The sequence below is a fragment of the Martelella sp. NC20 genome, from assembly GCF_013459645.1.
Lineage (GTDB): Bacteria > Pseudomonadota > Alphaproteobacteria > Rhizobiales > Rhizobiaceae > Martelella.
In genome coordinates, this window is sequence record NZ_CP054861.1 from 4,038,356 (window position 1) to 4,059,107 (window position 20,752).

Sequence of the window (20,752 nt, forward strand, 5' to 3'; positions counted from 1 at the left end):
GCATTGGTAAACGCAAACTCCACGATCAGGCTCCATCGGTCGGAACGGCAAGGCCGCTCCAGTTCATCAGCATATCGCCCGCAAAGCCATCATGTCCGGCAAGCGCCACGAGAACGACGACAACATACATCGCAAATGCAGCGGCGACGAGGCCGTCAACGCGATCCATCACGCCGCCATGCCCGGGAATCAGGTGGCTGGAATCCTTGACCCCGCAACGCCGTTTCAACGCCGATTCGAACAGATCGCCAGCCTGGCTGCAAACGGAGAGAAAAAGCGCGAGAATGCCGATCGCGATCGTCGGCGAACCGCCATAGGCCCAGCACAGTGTGAGGGCTGCGGCCACGCCGAAACCTGCGCCGCCGACCGCGCCCGACCAGGTCTTCCCCGGCGATATCGATGGCGCAAGCTTCGGCCCCTTGAAGGTGCGGCCGACGAAATAGGCCATGATATCCGTGCTCCAGACCACGGCGAACAGAAACATGATGGCAAAGAGCCCTGCATCGCCGCCGTTGCGCAGCACCGCAAGCGCGATCATGCTGGCGCAGGCATAGATCAGCGCGCCCGCGAACCAGAACGGCATGGCGGTCCGTCGCGCGAAGATCCAGCAAGCCGCGGCGCTGAAGCAGGAAAGCGCGAGCGCGAGCCCGAAAAGCTCGAGCAATGTGAGGATGGCAACGGCGATCATGACCGCCCAGCCGCCAAGCACTGGCGTGCTCCAGCGGCCGGCGGCCTCCTGCCCGTCGCGCGCCCGGCTCATGGCCAGCCATTCGTGGAAAACTAGAAGCCCGATGATGACCGCAAGCAGGTTGAAACTGCCGCCGCCGACCCAGGTGATCAGCAGAACCACCGCCGCGAGAACGGCTCCCGAAATAATGCGCAGCTTCAATTCATGGGTCATCAGGTGTCCGTCAACGCCACCTGCGGCTCGGCAAGCGCGCCGAAACGTCGGTTCCTCCGGGCATATTCCGACAGCGCTTCAAAAAACAGCTCCCGGTTAAAGTCCGGCCAGTTGCACGGCAGAAAAACCAGCTCCGAATAGGCCATCTGCCAAAGCAGGAAGTTGGAAAGGCGTTGTTCTCCGCTGGTGCGGATGACGAGATCAGGATCCGGAAGGCCGGCGGTATCGAGATTGCCGCTGATCGCCGCTTCATCGATGTCGGCCGGGTCGAGCTTGCCTTCCGCCACCTGCCGGGCAAGCGCGCGAAGGGCGCCGGCTATTTCGCCGCGCGCGCCATAATTGACCGCGACAATCACGTGAAGACCGGTATTGTTGCGGGTCCGCTCCTCCGCGACCTCAAGCGCATTCAGCACTTTGGGCCCCAATCCGCTGCGCTCACCGATCACCTGGAAACGCATGTTCTGGCGATGGTAATTGTCGAGTTCGCGATGGATGAAGCTCGAAATGAGTTCCATGATGCCATCGACTTCGTCGGGAGGGCGCTTCCAGTTCTCGGAGGAAAACGCAAACAGCGTCAGATAGCTGATGCCGCTTTCGCGGGCCGCATCGACCGTGCGGCGAACCGCCTCGACGCCCTTGCGGTGACCGAATATCCGACCGAGCCCGCGACCAAGAGCCCAGCGCCCGTTGCCGTCCATGATAATCGCGACGTGGCGAGGAATGGCTGGGTCTACGATTTTATTCATGAGCGCGCCCGGTGTTCTAAAAATATAATAGTATTTAAACCTGCATGATTTCTTTTTCTTTGTCTGCGAGCAAGTCGTCAATTCTGGAAATTGACTCATCGGTCAATTTTTGCACGTCGTCGGAAAGCGAGCGGCTGTCGTCCTGGCTGATATCGCCGTCCTTTTCCGCCTTCTTCAAACCGTCCATGCCGTCCCGGCGCACATGACGGATCGCCACCCTCGCCTTTTCGGCATATTCATGGGCGACCTTGACCAAAGAACGACGGCGCTCCTCGTTAAGTTCCGGAAGCGGTATCCTCAGCGTCTGGCCGTCCATGATCGGATTGAGGCCGAGATGCGACTCGCGGATCGCGCGGTCAACGGCGTTCACCATCGACTTGTCCCAGATATTGACCGAAAGCATGCGCGCTTCAGGTACGGTGATGTTGGCGACCTGATTGAGCGGCACCTTCGAACCATAGGCGTCGACCTGCACCGGATCAAGAATATTGGCGGATGCCCGCCCGGTTCTAAGCGAGGTAATATCACCGATATAGGCGTTGATCGCGCCGTCCATGCGGCGCTTCAGGTCATTCAGGTCGGTCGGGTCGCTCATTATCTGTCTCCTGTCACTCATGCCCGAAAAGGCAACACGTGATCATTCTTCAGTTACGATTGTCTTGCGGCCGCCGCCGGCCATGATCTGACCGAAACCGCCGCGCTCGTGAATCGAAAAAACGATAATCGGTATGCTGTTTTCGCGGGCTACCGCCACAGCGGCAACATCCATCACTTGCAGCCCGCGTTCAAGCACCTGGCGATGGGTCAATGCGTCGAAGCGGGTGGCATCGGGGTCCTTTTTCGGATCGGCTGAATAGATGCCATCAACCTGGGTACCCTTGAAAATCGCCTCGGCGCCGATTTCGGCGGCGCGAAGCGCTGCGGCGGAATCGGTGGTGAAGAACGGATTGCCGGTACCGCCGGCGAAGATCACCACCCTGCCCGCTTCCATATGCATGCGGGTCGCGCGCTGGGAAAACGACTGACAGATTTCCGGCATCGCGATCGCCGACAGAACCACGGTGTCGACCTGCATCTTGCGCAGCGAGGTCGCGAGCGCCAGCGCGTTGATCACGGTGCCAAGCATGCCCATGTGATCGCCGGTGACACGCTCGCCGCCCTTGGAGGCCACGGCGACGCCGCGGAAGATATTGCCGCCACCGACGACGATGCCGATTTCAACGCCCATGGCGCGAACCTGCGCGATATCCGAAGCGATCCGATCAGCGACATTGACATCGATCCCGAAGCCCTGATCGCCCATCAGCGCCTCACCGGAAACCTTCAGCAAAACGCGGTTGAAAATCGGTTTCGTCAACGCCGCAAACTCCCTTGTAAAGCAATGCCATCCCGATACACGAAGGGCGCCGCAATGTCACGCGGCGCCCCCGGCATTTCAACGGCTTATCCTGAAATGATCCAGTCGGCCGGAAAGGCTCAACCCTTGGCCGTTGCGGCAACTTCCGCCGCGAAGTCGGATTCTTCCTTCTCGACGCCTTCGCCGAGCGCCAGGCGGGCAATTGCCGCAACCCGGATCGGCGCGCCGGCATCCTTTTCCGCTTCCTTGACCGCCTGTTCGACGGTCAGGTCGGGGTTGATGACGAACTGCTGCGACAGCAGCGCCACTTCCTGGAAGAACTTGCGCATGCGGCCTTCCACCATCTTTTCGGCGATAGCGGCGGGCTTGCCGGATTCCTTGGCCTGCTCCAGGAACACCGAACGCTCGCGAGCGGCGACATCGGCATCGACTTCCTCGGGACGCACGGCAAGCGGGTTGGTCGCCGCGATATGCATGGCGACCTGACGGCCGATCGCGTTCAGCGCATCCTTGTCGCCATCCGATTCGAGGGCGACCAGAACGCCGAGCTTGCCGAGACCATCGCCGACGGCATTGTGCATGTAGGTCGCGACAACGCCGGAGCCGACCGAAAGCTTGACGGAACGACGCAGCGTCATGTTCTCGCCGATCGTGCCGATCGCGTCCTTGATGGTGTCGGCGACGGACTTGCCGGACTTCGGATAAGTGGCGGCGGCAACGGCCTCGACGGAACCATCGGTGGCAAGCGCCACTTCGGCAATGCCGGAGACGAGCTGCTGGAAGGCGTCGTTGCGGGCAACGAAGTCGGTCTCGGAATTGACCTCGACGACGACCGCTTCCGCATTGCCGGCGGCAATGCCGATCAGGCCTTCGGCGGCCGTGCGGCCGGATTTCTTGTCAGCCTTGGAGATGCCCTTGGCGCGCAGCCAGTCGATGGCGGCTTCCATGTCGCCGCCGGTTTCGGCGAGCGCCTTCTTGCAATCCATCATGCCCGCGCCGCTCTTTTCGCGCAGTTCCTTCACCATTGCAGCCGTAATCGTGCTCATAACTTGCCTCTCGTCCATTCGCTGGGCAGCGCCATCGGGCGCGCCGGTCGGGAGTGTACCCGTGTCTGTGACAGGGTGATGAAGCTCATCCCCTGACGGCCAGGCCGTTTTTCGGCTGGCGCTATGAAAATATGCATCGGGCGGCCCGATTTGAAGGCCATCCCTCAATTCCCGAAATTCCATGGCGGCGTCGAAAACGCCGCCATGCTCAGGTCTTCCGGCGCTTCAGGCCATATACCTGAAGCCGACCACCTTATTCGGCGGGCTTTTCAGCAGCCGCTTCCTCGGCGGGCGCTTCCTCGGCAGGTGCCTCTTCAAGCGCCGGCTCGACCGGTGCTTCGGCGGCAGCGCCCAGATCCATGCCCGAAGCGCCCTGCTGACGGGCGATGCCGTCGATGGCGGCGCGCGAGATCAGGTCGCAATAAAGCGCGATCGCGCGCGAGGCATCGTCATTGCCGGGGATCGGATAGTCGACTTCATCCGGATCGCAGTTCGAATCGACGATGGCCACGACCGGAATGCCAAGACGCTTGGCTTCGTCGATCGCGATCTTTTCCTTGTTGGTGTCGATGATCACGATCAGGTCCGGGACGCCGCCCATGTCGCGGATACCGCCAAGCGCGCGGTTGAGCTTTTCACGCTCGCGATCAAGGTTCAGGCGCTCCTTCTTGGTGAAGCCCTGCGCTTCATTGGCAAGGATTTCGTCGAGCTTGCGCAGGCGCTGGATCGAGTTCGAAATCGTGCGCCAGTTGGTCAGCATGCCGCCGAGCCAGCGCGCATTGACGTAGTACTGCGCGGAACGCTGGGCGCTGTCGGCCACGATTTCCGAAGCCTGACGCTTGGTGCCGACCATCAGCACGCGACCGTTGCGGGCAACGGTATCGGACACGACCTGAAGGGCGCGCTGCAGCATCGGCACGGTCTGCGCGAGGTCGATGATGTGGATATTGTTGCGGTCACCAAAGATGTAGGGCTTCATCTTCGGGTTCCAGCGGTGGGTCTGGTGACCAAAATGGACGCCTGCCTCAAGCAGCTGGCGCATGGTAAAGTCGGGCAATGCCATTGCCTGTCTCCTTTTTCCGGTTGAACCTCCGCAGACCTGAGAACGGACAGAACCCTGTCCGGCACCGGCGGAGCGCACCGGATTTCTCCCGGAACACCCCATGGCCTGCGTGTGGAATGCGGGCGCGATAGCCTGTTTTCGAACGGAATGCAAGTGTCGCGGCGATTTAGAGCGCCAGCCGGCAAGCTGCGATCCGGATTGCCAGAGGCTCTCCTGTTCGGTGCTCAGCGGCGCGAGGCGGCCGTCGTCGGTAGGTCTTCGCAATCGGCGGGATCAAGCATTTCGAGCTTGTCGAGGCGGCCGGCCATTTTGAAATTGCCAAAATCCATCAGCAGATCGCGGCTGACGCCGTTTTCCGCGAGCGTCATGGAAACGGTATAATCAGGCATCTGGTCACCATCATGCGATGATATCGGAAAATAGGCGGTGGTGATCGGCCATCCGTCGGGCCCGTTGCCATCGCCCTTCTCCCGATCCCCGATCAGCGTGACCGCGCGCATCACATCCTGGCCCGACCCGTCGAAGGAGGCCGCCTCGTAGACGCGCTTGCCGGCAACCGCCGCGTCGATGACATGGGCAAGATATTCCGTCGGGAATTCAGCCTTGCCGATATCCAACGGACTCTGCCCGCCAAGCTTCAGCGCAATCATGCGATTATCGGTGCGATTGGCTTCGCCGGCGGTTTCCGATTGCAGGTTGAAATCGGAAAACATCTTGCTGGAAAAACTGAAGGCGCCCTTTTCCAGATCCTCGAAGGATGAGGAAATCTGGTCGGTCACCATCGGCCCGTGCTCGCGGGCGATATCCGTCACCATCCGCATTTCCGTGACGTAGCCTTCGCAGGGCGTGCCGGTGAAGGAATAGACGAAACGGCCGTGCAAGCCTTCGATGCCGGACTGGCCGGAAGCCCAGGCCAGCGACAGATCGTAGACCGCGCGGTGGGGCTCGAGCGTCACCTTGGCGGCGGGCGGCATGCCTGCCTCCGCCGTCAGCGCGAGCGTGGTGCAGAAAATTCCGGTCACTGCCAATGTCCGCATCGATATTCCCCTTGGTTTTGAATGCCGATGGTATAGAAAAGTCCCTGCTCTGCCAATCTTCATCCGAACACATCTGGAGCAGAAAATGTCTGACACCATCGCCGAAGGGCTCGAGGCGCGCTCGATCACGCCGCCGGAAGCCGCCGCGCCCGCCGAAATCGATGCTATCCCGGAAAACGCCTGATGCTCGCATGGCTGACAGCCCACCCGATCGCCCATCGCGGCTATCACGACATGAACCGCGCGATCTGGGAAAACACCCTGCCCGCCTTTCAGCGCGCGATTGATGCGGATTTCGCGATCGAATGCGATATCCACATGTCCGCCGATGGCGTTCCGATGGTGTTTCACGACGACGACCTTGAGCGCCTTTGCGGGCGAAACGGCGAAATCGAACACCTGACGGCCGCCGAGGCCCGGTCCATTGCCGTTGGAGGAACGACGGCCACGATCCCGGCGCTTGCGGATCTTCTCGATGCCTGCGGCGGCAAGGTGCCGCTGGTGATCGAACTGAAGGCGAGCCCCGCAGATCCGGCGGCCTTTGCCGAAGCGACGCTCGCCGCTCTTGCGGGCTACGACGGCGCGGTCGCGCTGATGAGCTTCGACGTCGCCCTTCTCTCCGCTCTCAAAAATGCCGGTAGCTCGCGGCCTCTCGGCCTCACGGCCGAGGGCAGAAGCGAAGAAGCACTGGCGGCCCATCGCAAAGCCTTCGCGATCGGCCTTGATTTCGTCTCCTATTATTACGATCATCTTCCCAATGAATTCGTTGCCGGACTTCGGGAAAAGGGCGTGCCGGTCATCACCTGGACGGTGCGGAACGAAGAGGCCCGCCGGCATACATTTCAAAACGCCGACCAGATGACATTCGAGGGTTTCGATCCGCGCCAGAGCAGTTCGCAGTCAGACGCCTGACATCCGCGAAGCCACGGCAAAACAGACAGAGCGTCGGGCGAAAAAGTGGAAACCGGTTTTTCGCCCGACGCGTCAAAACAAAGAATCCGGAGCATCGGGCGATGCCAACTGATCGCCCGATGCTCCAGTTCCAAGACCGCATTCCGAGAGATTTCTTGAGCGAAAACCTGCAGATCCGTATTGAAAACAGCTTCGCGAACATCGATCGCGGGGCATGGGACAGCCTTGCCGCGACCACGCCCTCGCTTGACGGCGGCGGGTTCTACAGTCCGTTTCTGTCTCACGCCTACCTGTCGGCGCTGGAGCAATCGGGCTCGGCCACGGCCGAAACCGGCTGGCTCGGCCATCATCTACTGCTGGAAACCGAGGATGGACGCCTGATCGGCGCGGTGTCCTGCTACCTGAAGAACCACAGCCAGGGCGAATATGTCTTCGATCACGGCTGGGCCGATGCATTCGAGCGGGCGGGCGGGCGCTACTACCCGAAGCTCCAGGCCTCGCTGCCGTTCACGCCCGCGACCGCGCCGCATCTGCTCGTCCGTGACGGCTACGATCATGCGACGGTCGCCAAGGTGCTGGCCGAGGGGCTTCAGGCCGTCAACGACCGGCTCGGCATATCCTCCACCCATGTCACCTTCATTCCCGAAGGCGAAATCGGCATATTCGAGCAGGCGGGCTATCTCCACCGCACCGACCAGCAGTTCCATTTCGTCAATCCCGGTTACGACAGCTACGACGCCTTCCTCGACACGCTCGCCTCGCGCAAGCGCAAGGCGCTGAAGAAGGAGCGCCGGACCGCGCTCGAAGCCGGGATCGAGATCGACTGGCTCACCGGTTCCGACCTGACCGAGGAAATCTGGGACCAGTTCTTCACCTTCTACATCGACACCGGCAGCCGCAAATGGGGGCGACCCTATCTCACCCGCGCATTCTATTCACTGATCGGCGAGCGCATGGCCAAGGACGTGCTGCTGGTGATGGCGAAGCGTGAGGGACGCTATATCGCCGGCGCGATCAACTTCATCGGCTCGGACGCGCTTTACGGACGCCACTGGGGCTGCATCGAGGACCATCGCTTCCTGCATTTCGAGGTCTGCTATCACCAGGCGATCGACTATGCGATCGCCCATGGGTTGAAGCGGGTCGAAGCCGGCGCCCAGGGCGAACACAAGCTGGCGCGCGGCTACCTCCCTGTCACCACCCATTCCGCGCACTATATCGCCCATGAAGGGCTCAGACGCGCGGTTGCCGATTTTCTCGACCATGAGCGCGAGGACGTTGCCCGTTTCAATGATATTCTCGCCGATCACGGGCCCTACAAAAGGCCCGGCGGCGAACGCACCGAGGAGGAATGAAGGATGGCCGATTACGACAACGACAATATCTTCGCCAAACTGCTGCGCGGCGAAATCCCCTCGATCCGGGTGTACGAGGATGAGCACGCCGTGGCGATCATGGACGTGATGCCGCAGGCGCCGGGTCATGTTCTGGTGATCCCGCGCGCGCCCTCGCGCAACCTGCTCGACGCCGATCCCGCGGTGCTGGCGAAGACGATGCCGGTTGTGCAGAAACTCGCCCGCGCGGTGAAGGCGGCCTTCGATGCCGATGGGGTCTATATCGGCCAGTTCAACGAGCAAGCCGCAGGCCAGACCGTCTATCACCTCCATTTCCACGTGGTCCCGCGCCACGAGAACATGCCAATGAAGCGCCACGGCGACGGCATGGAGGACACGGCCGTGCTGAAGGCCAATGCGGAAAAAATCCTGGCAGCCCTGAAAGCCTGACCATGACGCAATATCTGGCCGAAGAGTTTCAAAACGCGTTTTCCGCCGATCATATCGTGATGTTCGTCCGGCTGATCGGCGCGGCGATTTTCGGCGGACTGATCGGCTTCGAGCGCGAAATCCACCGCCACCCGGCAGGCCTAAGAACCCATATTCTGGTCAGCATGGCCGCCGCCCTGTTCGTGCTTGTCGCCATCGAGGTGCCGGAGATCATGCGCAGCGACCGTGACGTGCTGCGGGTCGATCCCACCCGCGTCGTCCAATCGATCACCGAAGGCGTCGCCTTTCTGGCCGCCGGCATCGTATTCATGCAGAAAGGCACGGTGAAGGGTCTGACGACCGGAGCCGGTCTCTGGTTTTCCGGCGCGATCGGGCTGACGATCGGTCTCGGCCTGTGGAGCCTCGGCATATTCGCCTCCCTGCTCGGCCTTATCGTTCTTTTCCTGCTCAGGCGTCTGGAATTCGCGACAAATCTAAGCAAACGCAAGGGCTTGGACGAAGAGACTGAAGAATAAGGTCAGCTTCGCTCCAGTGTGATGATATCGGCACTCTCACCCAGTTCCCTTCGGGCGATATCCACCATGCTCGTCTCATGGGTGAAGAGGATGGTCTGCAGCCCTGCGAGGCCGGCAAGCGCATTGAGGCCGGCGGCACCGCGGGCGTCATCGAACGTCTGGAAGATATCGTCGACGATCAGCGGCGCCGGTTCGTTGCGGCTGGCGTAATCCTCCAGAAAGGCAAGCCTGAGCGCGAGATAGAGCTGATCGCGCGTACCGTCGCTCAGCCCTTCCACCTGCACCTCGCCGCCGCCGGCGCGCACGGCTGAGAGCACCAGTGCATCATGCTCGCCATAAGCCTGCGAAAGTCCCTCGAAACTGTCGCGGGTCAGGGTTTTGAAGTGCCGTCCTGCAGCCGCCAGAATGGGATCGGCCCGGCCCTCGCGATAGCGCTCCAGCGCGCTGTCGAGCAGACGCCCGGCAAGCTTCAGCACCACCCATTGACGGGCAAGCGCCTGCGCTTCAGCCTCGGCCGAGACGCGATCGAAGGCGGCGGTCTCGCTGCCCTCGCCCGCTTCCAGCGCCTGTTTGCGGTGACGCAGTGCCGTGCGCCGTTCCCGCAACGCCTCGATCTCCGCCTTGTCCTCCTCGGCATCGGCCTTCAGATGTTCGAGCTCCTGCCGGCAGTCGATCTCGTCCAGCGTTTCGGCCAGCGCCCGGATATCCTCCACCGAGGCCCCGTCGCCGATCCCGGAAAACCGATGCCGTGCCTCCGCCAGAGCTTGCCGCAAAAGCGCCCGCTGCCGCAGCCGCGCCGAAAGGCCATCGATTACGACCCCTGCCGGCAGCGTCGAAGCGATGGCCGCGATCCGGCTGTCCACCCTCGCCCGTTCTAGCGTATCGGCTTCAAGCTCAAGACGAAGCCGCTCGGCGCTTTCCCTGAGCGTCGCCCGCTTCACTGCGCGTTCGGCGTGATCGGCGGCGCGCTCGGCAAGGACCTTGACGATACGCGTCGCCGGTTCCCCCGCGATATCCGCCGCCACGGCTTCCGCCAGTTTCCGGGCCTCGCCTTCGAACGCCGTGATCCGCTTGCCATCGGCCTCGACCTCCCGGGCCAGCCGCGTGCGCGTGGCCAGAAGCGATGGCAGGTCGGCCCAGAGGGCAAGTGCTGCCTCCGCGCCGGCAAGGCCGGTTTCGCCCGGCAGGCCGACACCGGCGAGACTTGCGGCAAACCGCGCGGCCACGGCCTTCTCCCCGGCTTGCAACAGCGCAAGCTGCTCCTGTCCCTTCTCGATCGCCTGCCGCGCCGCCTTCAATGCGCCGGCATGTTCTCGCGCTTCCGCCCAGCGTTCGCCGAGACGGTCGAGCGACGTGTTGACATCGCGGGCGAGCGCGCCGAGCGGCAGCGACGTATCCGTGCCGAGATTTTCAGCGAGCTTGACCAGCGCAGCGCGCAGCGCCTCGTTGTTCCGGTCGAGAACCACCTTCCTGTCTTTCAGCGAAAGCAGCGCTGTCCGCGCCTCAAGCAGCGCCTCCGCCCGCCGGCACCATTCGATCATCGCCTCAGGGGCAGCGGGCGCAATGTCGAGCCCTGAAAACAGCGCCTCATAATCCGCCTGCGCCTGCGCCACAGCCAGGAGAGCGGCCTCTCGCTTTTCCGCGCCTTGCTGCCTCTGTACGGTCTCCCGTTCCAGCCGGCGGAGATTGTCGGCATGGCGCGCCACCCGCTCGGCGTCGTCAAGCGCATTGTCGGCGAGACGGTCCGCCGCGCGGACGGCATCGGCATAAGCGTCGGTCCTGCCATCCCCGGAAAGCGTTTCGAACAGCCGGTCGCGCTCTGCCCGGGCCGCGTCGATCGCCGTACGGGTCGGGACAGGCCCGGCCTCGCGATCCTCAGTCAGCAACGCTTCCAGACGCCTGCATTCCTCGTCGATCTTCGCAAGCCCATTGTCGCAATCGGCAAGCGCCGACTTCGCCGAGGCGATATCATCACGCGCGGCTTTCAACGCCGCCTCGGCGGGAAGATCGCCACCCCGGAGGAACAGAATGTCGGTCACCGCCGGACGCAGGCTGCCGGCCTGCTCATGGAGAACGCGTTCCTTGCCGGCGATCTCCGCTTCGAGCGTTTCCGCCTCTCTTATGCCGGCAAGATCGTCGCGCAACGCCTCATAGCTTTTGCGTAGCGGCGCGGGATCGCGCAGGTGGCCCTCGCCATGTTGCTGTTCCAGCCGCGCCAGCGTCTCGCGGTTTTCCAAGAGAGCGTTTTCCGCCGCACGGCGGGTCCGGCCCTGCTCTCTCATCTGCTCCACAACTGCTTCAAATTCAGACCGCAAAAGCTTGTTCGGAAAAGTCTTTTCCAGAACATCGATCGAAGAAAATCCGAGCTGGACGGCAGCGTCGTGAAGTTTCGCCTCGGTATCGCGCAATTCATGCTGCCGGCGCGGCATGATCTCGATCGCCTGTTCGTAAAGCCCGCTCTCTGCCTGCAACCGGCCGATTTCGGCACGGCGTGCCATAAGCGCGTCGTCGACGACAAGCGCCTCCAGCTCCCGCCGCCCGTCCGTCTGTCTGGCCTCCTTGGCCTCTATCTGTTCAACCAGCCGGACGCGGCGGGTCTCGAGGTCACCGAGCTCCTCGCCGATACTGTCATCAATCGCGTCGATATCGGAAAATTCCGCAAGTGCCGCGCCATGCCCGTCGATCTCGCCCAGCAGCCCGCGCAGCCGCTGCAACCGTTCAAGCTCGCCGATCCGCCGCGCCCGCTGCGATTGCCGGTCCTCGACCACAGCGAAAGCCTGTTCGATATCGCGCTCCTCCTTCAGCAGCGCGGTCCAGTCGCTGGCGTTGAGCTGACGCTCGCGTTCGACCTTTCGGGCTTCGTCGTAACGGTCGAGCGCCTGGTAGAAACTGCGGTTCTGCGATTTGCGCGGGGCGTAGATGCCATCGGCTTCCGTTGCCAGCGCCTCGCTCGCCGAGCGTAGCCCCGTCAGCCCGGAAGCCGCGGAAAACAGCATCTGGCCGATCTCGCCGCCATCGGCCAGCATCTCGTCGGCGCCGGCCCTAAGCCTTGCCGAATCAAGGCCGAAGGCGCGTTCGAAAACGGCGCGGTCGAGACTGCCGAGAAAGACGGATAGCGCATCGTCGTTGAGCGCGGCCTCGGTGGATGCATCGAGCAATGTGTTGCTCCGGCCCTTGCGCCGACGAAAAGCGAGTTCGCCCCCCTCCCGCGCGCGCAAAGTGGCCCCAAGGCGCAGATCGCGCGCGGGATGCATGAAATCATAGCCGACATTGCGGTCGGGAAACCCGAACAGCAGATCGGAAAAGGCTGCAAGCGCCGAGGATTTTCCGGCTTCGTTCGGGCCGTAGACGACATGGAGCCCGGCGTCGGGGCGGAAGGCGATGGCGCGGTCGGTGAAGTGGCCGTAGCGGATGAGATCGAGCGACAGGAAACGCATCGTTCAGCCCTCGAGCCGGGCGGCAAGAATGGCGCGGGCATCCGCCAGCAGATCCGTGCGCGATGTTGAGAACGCCTCGTCCTTTGCATTGACGCCGCCGGGAAGCTTCACCGCGATTTCGTCGATCAGCCCCTCGATTTCGGTCCGGATCGCCTCATCACCGACGAGAGCATCGATCATGGCCTCGATGTCGAGATCATTTTCCCGGGCAAGGCGGGGAGAGGCTTCGGGCGCGGCCAGCGCGAGCACCAGTTTTTCCAGCCACAGATCGGCGTGAACCCGCTGGCAGGCGGCCTGGAGGTCGTCGTGCCACTCGCCATGCGCGGCAATCATCCGGTGGGCATTACCATGGGCGCCGGCAAGCGTGAGCCGCAACGCCACCGGCCGCGCATCCGCCGCCTCCGAAAGTGCGGCAAGTGCTGCCTCCACCGCCTGCAGGATATCGCTTTCGCGCATGCCGGGCTCAATCGTGACGGAAACGGCCTCGAAACGGGCGCGGTCGAGGATGATGCGCTGATAGCGGGGCGCGCCGTCCTCGACCGTCACAAGGACAGCGCCCTTGTCACCGGTCTCGCGGATATTGCGGCCCTGGAGATTGCCGGGATAGAGCGTCAGCGGATCGGCGGAGACCTCCTCGAAGGCATGGACATGGCCGAGCGCCCAGTAATCATAGCCGCGCGAGGCGAGATCTGCCGGGGTGCACGGCGCATAGACGGCATGCGGCGGCCGCCCCGAAAGCGATGTGTGCAGCACGCCGATGTTGAAATGGCCGGCGACCGCCGGCGGATAGGCAAGCGCCAGGTTATCGCCGGCCACGCGATCGGCGAAGCCCTGGCCGTGCAGCGCCACTTTCAGCCCCTCGATGATGAACGTCTCGGGATGCCGCGTCGAAAATTCGTGAACGCCGTCCGGCATCGCGATCGTGCGGGTGACGATGCTTTCGGCATCATGGTTGCCGCGCAGGAAATAGACCGGGATCGCGGCGCGCGAAAGCCGGGCGATCTCGCGGTTGAAGAACAGGCCGACGCTGTTGTCGCGCCATGCGCCGTCATAGACGTCGCCGGCAATCACCATGAAATCGACAGCCTGCTCGATCGCGCAATCGATCAGCGCCGTGAAGGCGTCGCGGCCGGCGGCGGCAAAGCGCTCGGCAATCTGCCGGTCCTTCAGCGCCAACCCTGAAAGGGGACTTCCAAGGTGCAGGTCGGCGGCATGGATGAAACGGAAGCTGGTCAAGGTTCCCTCATTTGTCTTCTCACCTCAAAGGGGTAAAAGAGTTCGCAACGACACTTCAACCCCAAAGCGCCGGTCCGGCGCTTTATCCCATCCGCATTTTCCAAGGGATGGGCCACCACCGGAGGATATCATGCACTATCACAATTTCGGCCGCACCGGACGGCCCGTTTCGAATATCGGCTTCGGCGCCTGGCAGATCGGCGGAAGCTGGGGTTCGGTGAGCGAAGATGACGGCCGCGCGGCCCTTCACGCCGCACTCGATTCGGGCATCAATTTCATCGATACGGCCGATGTTTACGGCGATGGCCGCTCCGAGAAAATCATCGCCGACGTGCTTGCAAATCGCGGCGGCCAGAAGCCGTTCGTCGCCACCAAGGCCGGACGCCGGCTCGATCCGCACACCGCCGATGGTTACAACCTGGAAAACCTCGAAGGCTTCGTCGACCGCAGCCTGAAAAACCTGAAGATGGAACGGCTGGATCTCGTACAGCTCCACTGCCCGCCGACCGAAGCGTTTTATCGTCCGGACGTGTTCGAGGCGCTCGACGCGCTGAAGGCCAAGGGCAAGATCGCCAATTACGGCGTCAGCGTCGAAAAGGTCGAAGAGGCGCTGAAGGCGATCGAGTTTCCGGGCGTCGCCAGCGTCCAGATCATCTACAACATCTTCCGCCAGCGTCCGGCCGCGCTGTTCTTCCCGGAGGCAAAGCGCAGGAACATTGCCGTGATCGTGCGCGTGCCGCTCGCAAGCGGGCTGCTTTCGGGCAAGATCACCCGCGACACCGTCTTCGACAGCGCCGACCACCGCAATTTCAACCGCAATGGCGATGCCTTCGATGTCGGCGAAACCTTTGCCGGCGTGCCCTTCGAGATCGCGCTCGATGCCGTCGAGGAAGTCCGAAAGCATGTGCCGCGCGGCGCCGCCATGGCCGCGTTCGCGCTGCGCTGGATCCTGATGAACGATGCCGTGACGGTCGCCATCCCCGGAGCGCGCAATGCCGACCAGGCGAAAGCCAATGCCGCCGCGTCCGACCTGCCGGTCATCGGCGCCGAGGTGATGGCGGCGATGGATGAAATCTACCGCACCCGCATCGCGCCCCATGTGCACCAGCGCTGGTAGAGGCGCGGCACGCACCGGAGCCCGAAAGGCCGAGGCTCGACGCCCGGACTGCTGACAAAGCCCCTCCCCAAGCTCGTCCGTCATGCCGGCCCTGAGCCGGCATCCAGGGCCGCATAGTAGCCCTTTGCGACGCGCCTTGTCTCTATGATCCGCCCGTCGCAACGCCCTGGACCCCGGATCAAGTCCGGGGTGACGGCTGAGTGGGAGGCGACGGCGTAACGCTTTCGGGCTTGTCAACAAACAGAAAGGCCGGGCGACAAAGCCCGGCCTCTCTCATTTTGCAATCGGTAACGATCAGTTCAGCGAGACCGTGAAGAACAGCGTCTCGCCGGAGGAATCGTCGACGCCGTCATTGTCGGTCACGGCATAGGCCGTGCCGTCGGCGGCGATGGTGAAGCCCTCGATCTTGTCGACGACGAAACCGTTGGAGGCGGATTTCATCAGCGGCAGAAGATCGGCCGCTTCCTGCTTTTCGACAACCGGCAGCGTGGAGCCGATCGGCGCAGGCTTCATGTCGGCAAGGGCGACCTTGTAGAGCTTCTTCAGGCCGGCCGCGTCGCCGATCTGGTTGTCGCGTTCGACGATATAGACGCTGTCGCCGTTGGCCGTGATCTCGGACAGACCGACCCAGCCCTTTTCAGCGGTTTCCAGCGGATAGGCCACCGCGCCCCATTCCTGAGTAGCCGGCTTGTAGGCGATAAGCTTGACGAAGCCCTTTTCGTCGTCGCCCCATTCGCGCTGCACCGCCATCCACAACGTCAGGTCATCGCCTTCGCCAACCGTGGTGATGCCTTCCATGCCGAAGCGGGTCTGGGCCGCAAGCAGGGCCTCCGGCAGGTCGATGGTCTCGGTGATCGCGCCGGTTCCGTCGACATGGTAGACCGCATGCGGCACCTCCTTGTCGGGATTGCCTTCCGAGGCGAGCCAGAAGCCGCCCTTGCCATCAACCGCAACGCCTTCGAGGTCGAGCTTTTCAGCCGGAGCGCCGTCGCGGGTGACGCGGATGACATCGGTGATCATCGCCGGCTTCCGCGCGGCATCGATGATGAAGATCGACGGCTGACCGGAATAGAAGCTGTCATTGACGGCATAGAGCTTGCCGGCGTCAGAAGGATCTGCGGCAAGGCCCGAAAGCGCGCCGAAGCCGATCAGCGGATCGCGGGTGAGATCGGAAACGATCTGCGGATAATTGGCCTCCGCATCCTCGTAGGCATAGAGCATCACATGCGACCGCACGCCGCCATCGGGTCCGAGATCGGTCTCGTTGGCGGTGACCAGCAGATTGCGGCCGGGAATGGCAACGCCGCTTTCCGGCGAAAGACCGGACGGCAGAAGCTGCACGAGTTCGGGCGCATCGGCGGTGCTGTCGTCGTAAACGCCGACGACGGAGGCGCGCTCGGACAGCACGAACAGATAGTCGGTGTCGCCGAACGTTCCCTTGATCAGGCCCTCGGGCTCGACGCCCTTCTTGCCGGCGCGCTTGTCCGGGAAATGGCCGATCGAGGCAACGGCGCGCTCGAACGAGGCGCCGGATTCGTAAAGCAGTTCGCCGGAATCGGAGAAGATCGAGAAGCCGCGCGAACCGCCCTTGTAGTCGCCCTCATTGGCGATGGCGAAGCGATCATTGTCGAGCCATTTGACGGTGTCGGGCTCGCGGGCGACGCCGGAAAGCGAACCGGTGAAATCAAGCCGGCCATCCTTTTCGGTATCGATGCCGCTGATGTCGACGGAGCCGGCGGAGAAATGGTTCTTCACCTCGCCGGTATTGCCGTCGATGATGGCGATGCCGTTGTTTTCCTGCAGCGTCAGCACGATTTCGTTGTCGGCGTTGATATCGATGAATTCCGGCTCGGGATCCGTCGGGGCAACCATTTCGGAAAAGCCGGTCATGGCGACATGCTTGATCGTGGCGCAGTCGGCAACGCCGTCATTCAGCGAAATGATCACCAGATCGCCGGCCGGCATCTGCGGGATCTCGCCGTCGTTCAGGTCTTCGTCGCGTTCGTTTTCGATCGCGATGGCAACGATCGAGCCATCCGGAGAGGCGGCGACGGAATCGGGCTGGCCGCCGAGATCGCACTGGCTTTCAAGCGTGCGCGAGGCGATATCGACAACGCCGATGAAACCCGACGGCGCGGTGTAGCTTTCCGAGGTGTTGACGCCGACCAGCGCCTTGGAACCTGAAACGGCAACCGAGGTCGGCTCGCCGTCAAGCTTGAGGATCCCGAGAGCAGCCGGCGCTTTCGGATCGGTGATGTCGACAAAGCCGAGGGCGCCAAGCGGGCTGTCGGAATAGATCAGCGTGTTGCCGTCCTCGCTCGCGGCGATGATTTCCGCAGAGGTTTCGGTCACCGGATCCATGTCGGCGGGCAGGTTGCCGGCGACGTTGAACACCGCGATACGGTTGAAGACGGGTTCGGCGGCGGCCGGGAACGCGGCGGAAGCCAGCAGTGCGGCGCTCAGAGCCGCACCGGTGAGACGGAATCGCATAGATAAACCCTCCAAGGTCAAGTTATCAGCAGGGTTCTGCGCGAGACGTGTGACAGCAGGATTACGCGGCGATGACAGGATGGTGACAACCCCCTGCTACCGCTCCCTTCGGCGCTCGATCAGCATGATTGAAAGCGAGGCGGTGAGGATCATCACGCCGCCGAGCCAGAACAGCGTATCCGGCGCATAGCCGAAAACCAGCCAGCCGCCGAGCACGTTGAGCGGCAGTTTCAGGTCGTCGAAGGGCTGGACATAGGCCGCGTCCGCGCTCGAATAGGCGAGCGTCAGGAAATATTGCGCAAGCGCCGTCAGCAGGCCGAGCGCGAGCATGATCCAGATCGCATCGCCCATGGGCACGGCAAAGCCGCCGCCAACGGCGACCAGTGCGTTTATCGGGGTCAGCAGCATCAACAGCCAGACGGTGATCGATTCGGGCTTCTCATGCGCCGTCAGCCGCTTGGTGATCAGCGAGGTTCCGCCCCACAGAAGCGCCGAGGCGACCGGCAGCAGCGCCGCCCAGGTGAAGCTTTCCGACCAGGGCTGAAGGATCAGCAGCGCGCCGGTGAACCCCACCGCCGTCGCGATCCAGCGTGACGGCCCGACCGTCTCGCCCAGAAACAGTTTTGCCCCGACGATGATGAAGAACGGCGAGGTCATGACCAGCGCGATCGCCTGGCCGATCGGAACCGAGGCAAGGCCGATAGCCCAGGCCTGCACCCCGAGCGCGGAGAGCGCCACCCGAAAGACATGCTGCCATGGATAGCTGGTTTTCATCACCGAAAGCCCGGTGCGCCAGAGATAGGGCACCGCAAACACCAGCGCGATGCCATATTGCCAGAACGCGACCGATGACGCCGCAAACCCCATATTCATCGTCACCTGCTGGATCAACACATTGCCGGCCGCGTAAACCACGCCGGCGAGCACCATCCAGAAAGCGCCGGTCAAAGCAGGCGAGCGGGAGATTACCTTACCCATAAGTGCGACAGCCCCTTCAGCACGAGCACAGACTGATGCCACAGGTAAAGAACTTGCCTCCCGCGGGCAAGCCGGTTCGCGCGTTCAACGTTCGGGCCGAAAGCAGAGGTGACGGCGCTTCACAATGGCCGGACACGGGTGACATAGGCTTCGAAGAAATCCGAAAACCGGGCAACCCGGACCGGCAGGCGGTCATAGGGCGGATAATAGAGCGTCAGCCACAGTTCCGGCGGCGTCCAGCCGGAAAGCACCTGCGTCAGCCGCCCCTCTCCCAGCGCGTCCTCGACGATGAAGTGCGGAAGCAGCGCGACGCCCTCGCCGTTTTCGGCAAGTCGTGCCAGAAGCTCGCCGTTATTGCCGGCAAATGTCGTCCCTGCCCGCACCCGCCGTCTTTTCCCGGCGCTCGTCAACTCCCAGGTTTCAGTCGCCGCCTCCGCATCAAAGGCCAGGCAGGCGGAAAGATCGTCAGGCGTTTCCGGCGTTCCGTTGGTGGCCAGAAATCCGGGCGAGGCCACCAGCACCCGCCGGATCGGACACAATTTGCGCCAGATCGTCGATTTGTCCTCGGGCGGTCCGGAAATCCGGATGGCCAGATCGAATGGCGCGGTGACGATATCGACGAAACTGTCGTCAAGCGTCACCGAAAGGCTGATCGCTGGATGTTGCGAGCGGAAACCGGAGAGCACATCCGGCAATATCTGCTGGCCGAGCGACAGCGGCGCGTTCAGCCTGATGTGGCCGCTGACGGCCGCCTCCCGCTCGCGCACCTCCTCGCTGGCATCGTCGAACGCCTTCAACAGCGGCCGCATCCGCGCCGCATAGATCGCGCCCGCCGAGGTGAGCGACACCTGACGCGTGGTGCGCACGAAAAGCTGCACGCCGAGCCGCTCCTCCAGCGCACCAACGGCTCGCGTCACGCTTGGCGCGGTCATGGCAAGCGCGCGTGACGCCGCGGCAAAACTGCCAAGTTCGGCGACGCTCAGGAAAACACGGATGTCGTTCAAAGCCTTCATGAGGTTATTATTACGTCATATGCAATAATATCGTCAATTTAATTACACTTATCGTTTCATCTCTGATGCCCCATCTTATGTCCAGAAACGAGGCGCGAAACGCACGCCCCGTAAGGCAAGGAACAATATGATGTTACAGCAGATCAAGGGCTTGCATCACATCACCTCCATGGCGGCGGATGCACAGGCCAACAATGACTTCTTCACCGGAACCCTCGGGCTTCGCCGCGTCAAGAAAACCGTGAACTTCGACGCCCCGGACGTCTACCACCTCTATTACGGCGACGAGGTCGGCACGCCCGGCTCGGTGTTGACCTATTTCCCCTTCCCGCATATCGCCGCCGGCAGGCCCGGCACGGGCGAGGTCGGCGAAACACTGTTTGCGGTCCCCAGGGGCGCGCTCGCCTTCTGGAAGGAACGCCTCGGCGCGATGGGCGTCGGGCATATCGCCGAAACCGAAGTCTTCGGCGAAAAGCGTCTTCATTTTGCAGGCCCTGATCGGGATGCCTTCGCGCTGGTCGAAGTTGACAATGACGACCGCGCGGGCTGGTTGAAAGGCGATATCGCGGAGGCGGAAGCAATCCGCGGCTTCCATGGCGCGAGCCTGCGCCTTGCTGACAGCGGCGCGACGGCGGAACTGCTCGGCTTCATGGGCTATCAAAAGGTCGACAGCAAGGATGACTGGACCCGTTTCGCGATCGGCAATGGCAACGGCGCCGATTTTATCGACATCCAGACCCTGCCGTCGGCGAATGCTGCCCGTCAGGGCGCAGGCTCCGTCCACCACATCGCGTTTGCGGTGGAGGATCGCGCCGCCCAGCTCGACGTCCGCAAGGCGCTGATGGATACCGGCTATCAGGTGACCCCGGTGATCGACCGGAACTATTTCTGGGCGATCTATTTCCGCACACCCGGCGGCGTGCTGTTCGAGATCGCGACCAACGAGCCGGGCTTTGACGCCGACGAGGACACGGCCCATCTCGGCGAAGCGCTGAAACTGCCGCCGCAATATGAGCAGCATCGCGCCAAGATCGAAGAAATCCTGACGCCGATCGACGACTGAGTGTCAGCCGGCGCCTCTCCGACTACAGGCGCCGGTTCCCTTTCTCCGGGTCCGGCA

The 20,752-nt window shown here is 62.8% G+C and carries 18 protein-coding genes; 6 read left to right on the forward strand and 12 right to left on the reverse strand.

Features of this window, described 5'->3' with window-relative positions; all coding sequences use genetic code 11:
• Nucleotides 1–25: 25 nt before the first annotated feature.
• The 7 genes from HQ843_RS19380 to HQ843_RS19410 all read right to left on the reverse strand — a co-directional run bounded on the left by HQ843_RS19380 (nucleotide 26) and on the right by HQ843_RS19410 (nucleotide 6,150).
• A complete protein-coding gene (locus HQ843_RS19380; RefSeq protein WP_180901635.1) occupies nucleotides 26–901 on the reverse strand; it encodes a phosphatidate cytidylyltransferase in 876 nt (291 codons plus the stop codon).
• Nucleotides 901–1,647, reverse strand: a complete 747-nt coding sequence (locus tag HQ843_RS19385; protein ID WP_180901634.1) for an isoprenyl transferase — start codon at nucleotides 1,645–1,647, stop codon at nucleotides 901–903. Before HQ843_RS19385 ends, HQ843_RS19380 begins: the two co-directional genes overlap by 1 nt.
• Nucleotides 1,648–1,681: 34 nt before the next feature.
• Nucleotides 1,682–2,242 (reverse strand): ribosome recycling factor, encoded by a 561-nt coding sequence (frr, locus tag HQ843_RS19390; RefSeq protein WP_180901633.1) that lies wholly within the window; start codon nucleotides 2,240–2,242, stop codon nucleotides 1,682–1,684.
• A gap of 42 nt (nucleotides 2,243–2,284) precedes the next feature.
• Nucleotides 2,285–3,004 (reverse strand): UMP kinase, encoded by a 720-nt coding sequence (pyrH, locus tag HQ843_RS19395; protein WP_180901632.1) that lies wholly within the window; start codon nucleotides 3,002–3,004, stop codon nucleotides 2,285–2,287.
• Between the two features lie 119 nt (nucleotides 3,005–3,123).
• Nucleotides 3,124–4,050 carry a translation elongation factor Ts gene (gene tsf / locus HQ843_RS19400; RefSeq protein WP_180901631.1) on the reverse strand — a complete coding sequence of 309 codons (927 nt, stop codon included), beginning with the start codon at nucleotides 4,048–4,050 and terminating at the stop codon, nucleotides 3,124–3,126.
• Nucleotides 4,051–4,303: 253 nt separating this feature from the next.
• The gene (gene rpsB / locus HQ843_RS19405; RefSeq protein ID WP_180901630.1) at nucleotides 4,304–5,113 is read right to left on the reverse strand and encodes a 30S ribosomal protein S2; all 810 of its coding nucleotides are present in this window, start codon (nucleotides 5,111–5,113) and stop codon (nucleotides 4,304–4,306) included.
• Between the two features lie 224 nt (nucleotides 5,114–5,337).
• Nucleotides 5,338–6,150: an EipB family protein gene (locus HQ843_RS19410; RefSeq protein WP_180901629.1), complete on the reverse strand. Its 813-nt coding sequence runs from the start codon at nucleotides 6,148–6,150 to the stop codon at nucleotides 5,338–5,340.
• A gap of 183 nt (nucleotides 6,151–6,333) precedes the next feature.
• Here HQ843_RS19410 and HQ843_RS19415 point away from each other — a divergent pair, with 183 nt between their 5' ends.
• The 4 genes from HQ843_RS19415 (at nucleotide 6,334) to HQ843_RS19430 (ending at nucleotide 9,361) form a co-directional block, all read left to right on the forward strand.
• Nucleotides 6,334–7,062: a glycerophosphodiester phosphodiesterase family protein gene (locus HQ843_RS19415; protein ID WP_180901628.1), complete on the forward strand. Its 729-nt coding sequence runs from the start codon at nucleotides 6,334–6,336 to the stop codon at nucleotides 7,060–7,062.
• 155 nt (nucleotides 7,063–7,217) lie between these two features.
• Nucleotides 7,218–8,417 (forward strand): GNAT family N-acetyltransferase, encoded by a 1,200-nt coding sequence (locus HQ843_RS19420; RefSeq protein ID WP_180901627.1) that lies wholly within the window; start codon nucleotides 7,218–7,220, stop codon nucleotides 8,415–8,417.
• A gap of 3 nt (nucleotides 8,418–8,420) precedes the next feature.
• On the forward strand, nucleotides 8,421–8,846 hold the full coding sequence (locus tag HQ843_RS19425; protein WP_180903282.1) for an HIT family protein: 426 nt from the start codon (nucleotides 8,421–8,423) through the stop codon (nucleotides 8,844–8,846).
• A gap of 2 nt (nucleotides 8,847–8,848) precedes the next feature.
• The gene (locus HQ843_RS19430) at nucleotides 8,849–9,361 is read left to right on the forward strand and encodes an MgtC/SapB family protein (protein ID WP_180901626.1); all 513 of its coding nucleotides are present in this window, start codon (nucleotides 8,849–8,851) and stop codon (nucleotides 9,359–9,361) included.
• A 2-nt stretch (nucleotides 9,362–9,363) separates the two neighbouring features.
• Here the strand turns inward: HQ843_RS19430 and HQ843_RS19435 are convergent, their stop codons facing one another.
• The gene (locus HQ843_RS19435) at nucleotides 9,364–12,798 is read right to left on the reverse strand and encodes an ATP-binding protein (protein WP_180901625.1); all 3,435 of its coding nucleotides are present in this window, start codon (nucleotides 12,796–12,798) and stop codon (nucleotides 9,364–9,366) included.
• Nucleotides 12,799–12,801: 3 nt separating this feature from the next.
• Nucleotides 12,802–14,034: a metallophosphoesterase family protein gene (locus HQ843_RS19440; RefSeq protein WP_180901624.1), complete on the reverse strand. Its 1,233-nt coding sequence runs from the start codon at nucleotides 14,032–14,034 to the stop codon at nucleotides 12,802–12,804.
• Between the two features lie 130 nt (nucleotides 14,035–14,164).
• Between HQ843_RS19440 and HQ843_RS19445 the strand changes: the two genes are divergently transcribed.
• A complete protein-coding gene (locus tag HQ843_RS19445) occupies nucleotides 14,165–15,151 on the forward strand; it encodes an aldo/keto reductase (RefSeq protein ID WP_180901623.1) in 987 nt (328 codons plus the stop codon).
• A gap of 294 nt (nucleotides 15,152–15,445) precedes the next feature.
• Here the strand turns inward: HQ843_RS19445 and HQ843_RS19450 are convergent, their stop codons facing one another.
• The 3 genes from HQ843_RS19450 to HQ843_RS19460 form a co-directional block, all read right to left on the reverse strand.
• Complete coding sequence (locus tag HQ843_RS19450; protein ID WP_180901622.1) at nucleotides 15,446–17,641, reverse strand: esterase-like activity of phytase family protein; 2,196 nt, start codon at nucleotides 17,639–17,641, stop codon at nucleotides 15,446–15,448.
• 96 nt (nucleotides 17,642–17,737) lie between these two features.
• Nucleotides 17,738–18,619 carry a DMT family transporter gene (locus HQ843_RS19455; RefSeq protein WP_180901621.1) on the reverse strand — a complete coding sequence of 294 codons (882 nt, stop codon included), beginning with the start codon at nucleotides 18,617–18,619 and terminating at the stop codon, nucleotides 17,738–17,740.
• Nucleotides 18,620–18,738: 119 nt separating this feature from the next.
• On the reverse strand, nucleotides 18,739–19,632 hold the full coding sequence (locus tag HQ843_RS19460; RefSeq protein WP_180901620.1) for a LysR family transcriptional regulator: 894 nt from the start codon (nucleotides 19,630–19,632) through the stop codon (nucleotides 18,739–18,741).
• Nucleotides 19,633–19,762: 130 nt separating this feature from the next.
• On the opposite strand from HQ843_RS19460, the gene HQ843_RS19465 reads away from it, so the two are divergent.
• Nucleotides 19,763–20,695 (forward strand): ring-cleaving dioxygenase, encoded by a 933-nt coding sequence (locus tag HQ843_RS19465; RefSeq protein ID WP_180901619.1) that lies wholly within the window; start codon nucleotides 19,763–19,765, stop codon nucleotides 20,693–20,695.
• Nucleotides 20,696–20,752: the final 57 nt, after the last annotated feature.